This window comes from Parvibaculum sp., from assembly GCF_049672805.1.
In the GTDB taxonomy this organism is placed as follows: Bacteria; Pseudomonadota; Alphaproteobacteria; order Parvibaculales; family Parvibaculaceae; genus Parvibaculum.
Genome location: NZ_JBATWS010000470.1, coordinates 1 through 5,684 on the forward strand (window position 1 = coordinate 1; position 5,684 = coordinate 5,684).

The following is a 5,684-nucleotide window of genomic DNA, read 5'->3' on the forward strand; positions in this document are numbered from 1 at the left end:
GTCGCGAAGGACAATATGGCGGGCACGCAATTCCACCCTGAAAAAAGCCAGGCGCTCGGCCTTGCCCTGATCGGCAATTTCCTGAAATGGCGTCCCCGACTGCGAAAGTAGAGACATGATCCTTTTCCCCGCAATCGATCTGAAGGACGGGCAATGCGTCCGCCTCGTGCACGGCCTGATGGACCGCGCGACCGTCTTCAATGACGATCCGGCCGCGCAGGCGCGCGCCTTCGAGGAAGCGGGTTTCGGCTATATCCATCTGGTTGATCTGAACGGTGCCTTTGAAGGCCGCCCCGTCAATGCGGATGCGGTGGACAGCATTCTCGGCGCGATCAAGGTGCCCGCGCAGCTTGGCGGCGGTATTCGCGATCTCGCTACCATCGAGATGTGGCTGACCAAAGGCATCGCCCGCGTCATCATCGGCACGGCGGCTGTGAAGAATCCCGATCTCGTGATCGAAGCCTGCAGGAAATTTCCGGGCCGCATCGCTGTCGGCCTCGATGCAAAGGGCGGGCGCGTGGCAACGGAAGGCTGGGCGGATGTCTCCGACCTCACCGTGCTCGACATGGCGCGCCGCTTCGAGGATGCAGGCGTTGCCGCGATCATCTACACCGACATCGACCGCGATGGTGCGATGCAGGGGCTGAACATTGAGGCGACGGTGAAACTCGCAAACGAGATTTCCATTCCCGTCATCGCGTCGGGCGGCCTTTCCTCGATTGAGGATCTGAAGAAACTCATCGATGCAAATTGCGCGGGCATTGAAGGCGTGATCTCCGGTCGCGCGCTTTATGACGGACGGCTTGATCCGAAAGAGGCGCTCGCGCTTCTTGGAAAGGCGCAATGATGCTGAAGGCTCGCGTCATTCCCTGCCTTGATGTGAAAGATGGCCGCGTCGTCAAGGGCGTGAACTTTGTCGATCTGCGCGATGCAGGCGATCCGGTGGAAGCAGCCCGCGCCTATGATGCGGCGGGGGCAGATGAACTCTGCTTCCTCGACATCACCGCGAGCCATGAAGAACGCGCGATCATTTTCGATGTGGTACGCCGTACGGCAGAACAATGTTTCATGCCGCTCACCGTGGGTGGAGGTGTGCGCACGGTGGAAGATGTGCGCCAGCTTCTCCTTGCCGGTGCCGACAAGGTGTCGATCAACACGGCTGCCGTTTTCAATCCTGATTTCGTGCGCGTGGCTTCCGCCAAATTCGGCAATCAGTGCATCGTGGTTGCGATTGACGCAAAGCAGGTCGCACCCGGCAAATGGGAAATCTTCACCCATGGCGGGCGCAAGCCGACCGGCATTGATGCGGTGGAATATGCGCAGAAAGTGGCACAGCTTGGCGCAGGTGAAATCCTCCTCACCTCGATGGACCGCGACGGCGTGAAATCGGGCTATGACATTGCGCTCACCCGCGCTGTCGCAGATGCCGTGCCCGTGCCGGTGATCGCCTCGGGCGGCGTCGGAAATCTCGACCATCTGGTTGAAGGCGTGCGCGATGGCCATGCGAGTGCCGTTCTTGCTGCCTCCATTTTCCATTTCGGTGATTACACGATCGGCGAGGCCAAGGCCTATATGGCCAAAGCGGGCCTGCCGATGCGGCTCTGACGCGGCCAGAAGATCGTTACCAAAATGCTAAACGGTTTTCGCGGGCCCGGCTTTCCTTTGTTAAGAAGTTGTGAGTTTGTCCGGCGATAGGATGCAGGCATCCGCCTGTTTGTTAACTGCCGCGCACCCCGTTGCGTTCAGGATTCCGTGCCGATGTCAGACCGTTCCCAGATTGCGTCCCGCCAGGCAGATGAAATGCCCGCGACCCCTGCTGCAAAGAAGACCGCCGACAATGCGCTGGTCTGTCGCCGCATCGGGCAGGAGGCGCTGAAACGCATTGCGGAACTGCATGAGCGCTATCTGAAGGGCGTGCCGAATGGCTGGTGCGTCGTGATGAAGGAATGCGACCTCTCCGGCCTCGACTTCCGCAATCTCAATTTCGCGCATGGTCATTTCATCGGCTGCGATTTCTCGGGCGCCAATCTCGAGGACGCGCGCTTCATGGGTGCCAATCTCTTCGGCTCCAATTTCGACCACTCCAACATGACGCGCACCAATTTCTCCCGCGCCGATCTGCGCGGCGCAAACTTCGCCGGTGCAGAGATGACGGAAGCGCAGCTCGACGGTGCCGATCTGCGACGCGGTGCTGTCATCCGCCGTGGCGCCAAAGGCGCCAGCGGGCGCGAGAACTCAACCTTTCGCGGCGCGCGCATGTACGGCACCAATATGTCGGAATGCAAATTGCTTGATGCCGATTTCGAGGGTGCCGCCATATCGGGCGCAAGCCTGCAAGGCGCTGATCTGCGGGGCGCAAGCTTTGCGGGGGCAGAACTGAAAGGCGTGGAGCTGCGAGGGGCCAATCTGGCGGACGCTGATTTCCGCCGCGCGGTGATGGATGCGGAGACGATTACGGGCGGTAACATGATGCTTGCCACACGCCCCCGCCCAGCGCCCGCGCCGGAGCGCATGAAAAAGATTCTGGCCGCCCATCTCGAATGGATTCAGACCGGCCAGCAAAAGGGCGACCGCGCCGATTTCGCCCATATGGACCTCTCCCGCCATGATTTCTCGCGGCAGGTGCTGGCAGGCGCGCAGTTCCGCGATGCGATCCTCGCCGATACCAATTTCGAGAATGCGGTTCTCGCTGCTGCCGATTTCAGCAATGCGATCCTGCTGCGCGCCAATCTCAAGGGCGCTGATCTCCGCGGGGCCGATCTGCGCGGCGCAGACCTCAAGGAAGCGCGGCAGGAAGGCGCAAAAACCGGCGCGCTGGACGGGACCAGCCTGTCCACCCGGATCTGAGCGCAGCCGGCCGCCCATAACGGTGTAACGCGGCGCGCGCTTCCACCACTGGTTTCCTCTCCCCAAATCTGCTACGCAAAGCCGCCGCGCGGAGGTTTTCGCCCCCGGTCGAGCGGCGCATAACCGCCCGGAGATGGCCCATGGCCACCGATGCAACACAGCTCGACCGCCTTTTCGAGGTGATCGCTTCCCGCAAGGGATCAGACCCGGCATCGTCCTACACGGCGAAGCTGCTTTCGAAAGGCGTCTCCGCTTCCGCCCAGAAGCTGGGCGAGGAGGCAGTGGAAACCGTGATCGCGGCCACGAGCGGCGACCGGAAGGGGGCGATCAGCGAAAGCGCCGATCTTCTCTATCACTGGCTGGTGCTTCTTGCCGCGCTGGACGTCGATCCGGCGGATGTCTATGCCGAGCTTGAGCGGCGTGAAGGCCGCTCCGGTCTCGACGAAAAAGCCTCGCGCGCCGAGCGCTGAAACGGGAGCGCGAATTCCATGTCGCAAGTTGTTGCCCAGGAGCCCGAGGAAAACGGGTCTCTTTCTCCATTCCGCCATTTCACGGCAGAGGAATGGGGGAGATTGCGTCAGGACACACCGCTGCCTCTTTCCGCTTCCGAACTTGAAGAGCTGAAGGGTTTCGGCGAGCGCATCTCGCTTGATGAAGTGTCGGAAATCTTCCTGCCGCTCTCGCGGCTTCTCAATCTCTATGTCGGGGAGATGCAGGAACTTTACCGCGTCACTTCGGATTTTCTGGGCCGCGTGCAGGACAAGGTGCCCTACATCATCGGCGTTGCGGGTTCGGTGGCCGTCGGCAAGTCCACCACGGCGCGCATCCTGCGCACGCTGCTTGCGCGCTGGCCGAACCATCCGAAGGTCGATCTCATTACGACCGACGGCTTCCTCTATCCGAACAAGGTACTGGAAGAGCGCGGGCTGATGCAGCGCAAGGGCTTCCCCGAAAGCTTCGACATCAAGCGGCTCATCCGTTTCCTGTCGGATGTGAAGGGCGGCGTGCCGCACGTGGAAGCGCCGGTCTATTCGCACTTCACCTATGACATTCTTCCGGGCGAGACAATCTCTGTCGATCAGCCCGATATTCTGATCGTGGAAGGGCTCAATGTGTTGCAGCCCTGGAAGCCTGCCGAGGGCGACGAGCCGCAGCCTTTTGTGTCGGACTTTTTCGACTTCTCGATCTATCTCGATGCGGATGAAGAAGCGATCCGGCGCTGGTATATCGAGCGTTTCCTCAGCCTGCGGAGAACATCGTTCAAAGACCCTGCGGCCTATTTCCACCGCTATTCAAAACTGTCAGAAGAAGAAGCGATCAAGACGGCGGATGCGATCTGGACCTCGATCAACCTCGCCAATCTTCACCGCAACGTGCTGCCCACACGCCAGCGCGCCGACCTCATCCTGCGCAAGGGCGACGATCACCGCATCCGCGATGTGTATCTTAGAAAGTTGTGAACGCGCGCCCGACGCCTGTTTGAAAACCTCCCCCGCCAACCCGTCATGCCCGACCCTGATCCGGACATCCAGACGGCTTGCTCCACGCGCGTTCCTGGCTTGCCGGGTCGCGCCCGGCAAAGACGAATCCTGATTCAGGCAAGACCCTTTGCCTTTGCAAGCTCGGCAAGCGAGACCTGCGGGCGGGGGCCGTAATGCGAGATCACTTCGCCAGCCGCCATTGCGCCAAGCCGCCCGCATGTCGCCGGGTCCCTGCCGCGCGTGAAGCCATAGAGGAAACCGGCAGCGAAGAGATCGCCCGCACCCGTCGTATCGACAACCTTCTCGATGCGCTCCGCACCCACCACATGCACATCGCCATTGGCAACGATGACCGAGCCTTGCTCGGAGCGGGTAAGGGCTGCGTATTTGCAATCCTTGCGGACCTGCTGCAATGCCTCGTCGAACACGTCTGTCTGATAGAGCGAGAGGATTTCCGCTTCATTCGCAAAGAGAAGATCGACTTCCTCGCGCGCAAGGCGGCGGAACTCGTCGCGGTAACGGTGCACGCAGAAACTGTCTGACAGGGTGAGCGAAACGAGACGACCGGCCTCATGTGCGATCTTCGCAGCCTTGAGGAAGGCGTCTTTCGCGCCCGGCTCGTCCCAGAGATAGCCTTCCATATAGGTCACGGCGGCAGCGCGGATCGTGTCTTCGTCAATGTCGTCCGGCGTCAGCTTCTGCGCGGCACCGAGATAGGTGCTCATGCTGCGCTGCGCATCCGGCGTCACGATGATGAGGCAACGGCCCGTGGGTGCGCCCTCCTGCGAGGGCGAGGCCGGGAAATGCACGCCGAGCGAGCGGATGTCGTGAGTGAAAACCTCGCCAAGCTGGTCCTGCTTCACCTTGCCGAAAAAGGCACCCTTGCCGCCAAGCGAGGCAAGACCCGCAATTGTGTTGGCGCAGGAGCCGCCAGACATTTCGACCGCAGCCGACATCTTCCCGTAAAGCTCGTCCGCGCGCGCATCATCGATCAGCGTCATGCCGCCTTTCTCGATGCCATTGGCGATCAGGAACTTGTCGTCCGCATTGGCAATCACGTCCACCAGCGCATTGCCGATGCCCGCCACGTCATACTTTATATCGGTCATGATCCTCTGGGATTTCCGGGGTCTGAAACAGGTCGCTCGCGGGGCCGCAGTATAGGGAAGTGATGCCATATGTCCAAAGCGCAGAAGCCTTTCCGCAACATTGCGGCATGGCGGGAGGCGCTCTAGCCTAGGGTGAGACTGAAGCAGGAGAGACCCATGCTGTCCGATGCGCTGCGTTCATTCAGGGAAATCTTCTCGGCCCCCTTCCGGCGGGTAATGTGGATCAGCCTTGGCCTCACCCTCATCG

The 5,684-nt window shown here is 61.0% G+C and carries 6 protein-coding genes; 5 read left to right on the forward strand and 1 reads right to left on the reverse strand.

Annotation, left to right across the window (positions count from 1 at the left end; genetic code table 11):
- Positions 1 to 115 precede the first annotated feature (115 nt).
- The 5 genes from hisA to coaA all read left to right on the forward strand — a co-directional run bounded on the left by hisA (position 116) and on the right by coaA (position 4,307).
- Positions 116 to 847: a 1-(5-phosphoribosyl)-5-[(5-phosphoribosylamino)methylideneamino]imidazole-4-carboxamide isomerase gene (gene hisA, locus WBF74_RS14500; protein WP_424441173.1), complete on the forward strand. Its 732-nt coding sequence runs from the start codon at positions 116 to 118 to the stop codon at positions 845 to 847.
- Complete coding sequence (gene hisF / locus WBF74_RS14505) at positions 844 to 1,605, forward strand: imidazole glycerol phosphate synthase subunit HisF (RefSeq protein WP_424441175.1); 762 nt, start codon at positions 844 to 846, stop codon at positions 1,603 to 1,605. Before hisA ends, hisF begins: the two co-directional genes overlap by 4 nt.
- Before the next feature lie 153 nt (positions 1,606 to 1,758).
- Positions 1,759 to 2,847 (forward strand): pentapeptide repeat-containing protein, encoded by a 1,089-nt coding sequence (locus WBF74_RS14510; protein ID WP_424441177.1) that lies wholly within the window; start codon positions 1,759 to 1,761, stop codon positions 2,845 to 2,847.
- 140 nt (positions 2,848 to 2,987) lie between these two features.
- Positions 2,988 to 3,317 (forward strand): phosphoribosyl-ATP diphosphatase, encoded by a 330-nt coding sequence (locus WBF74_RS14515; RefSeq protein WP_424441179.1) that lies wholly within the window; start codon positions 2,988 to 2,990, stop codon positions 3,315 to 3,317.
- Positions 3,318 to 3,335: 18 nt separating this feature from the next.
- Positions 3,336 to 4,307 carry a type I pantothenate kinase gene (gene coaA / locus WBF74_RS14520; protein ID WP_424441181.1) on the forward strand — a complete coding sequence of 324 codons (972 nt, stop codon included), beginning with the start codon at positions 3,336 to 3,338 and terminating at the stop codon, positions 4,305 to 4,307.
- Between the two features lie 134 nt (positions 4,308 to 4,441).
- Here coaA and WBF74_RS14525 read toward each other — a convergent pair whose 3' ends face one another.
- Positions 4,442 to 5,437 carry an adenosine kinase gene (locus WBF74_RS14525; protein ID WP_424441183.1) on the reverse strand — a complete coding sequence of 332 codons (996 nt, stop codon included), beginning with the start codon at positions 5,435 to 5,437 and terminating at the stop codon, positions 4,442 to 4,444.
- Positions 5,438 to 5,684 lie beyond the last annotated feature (247 nt).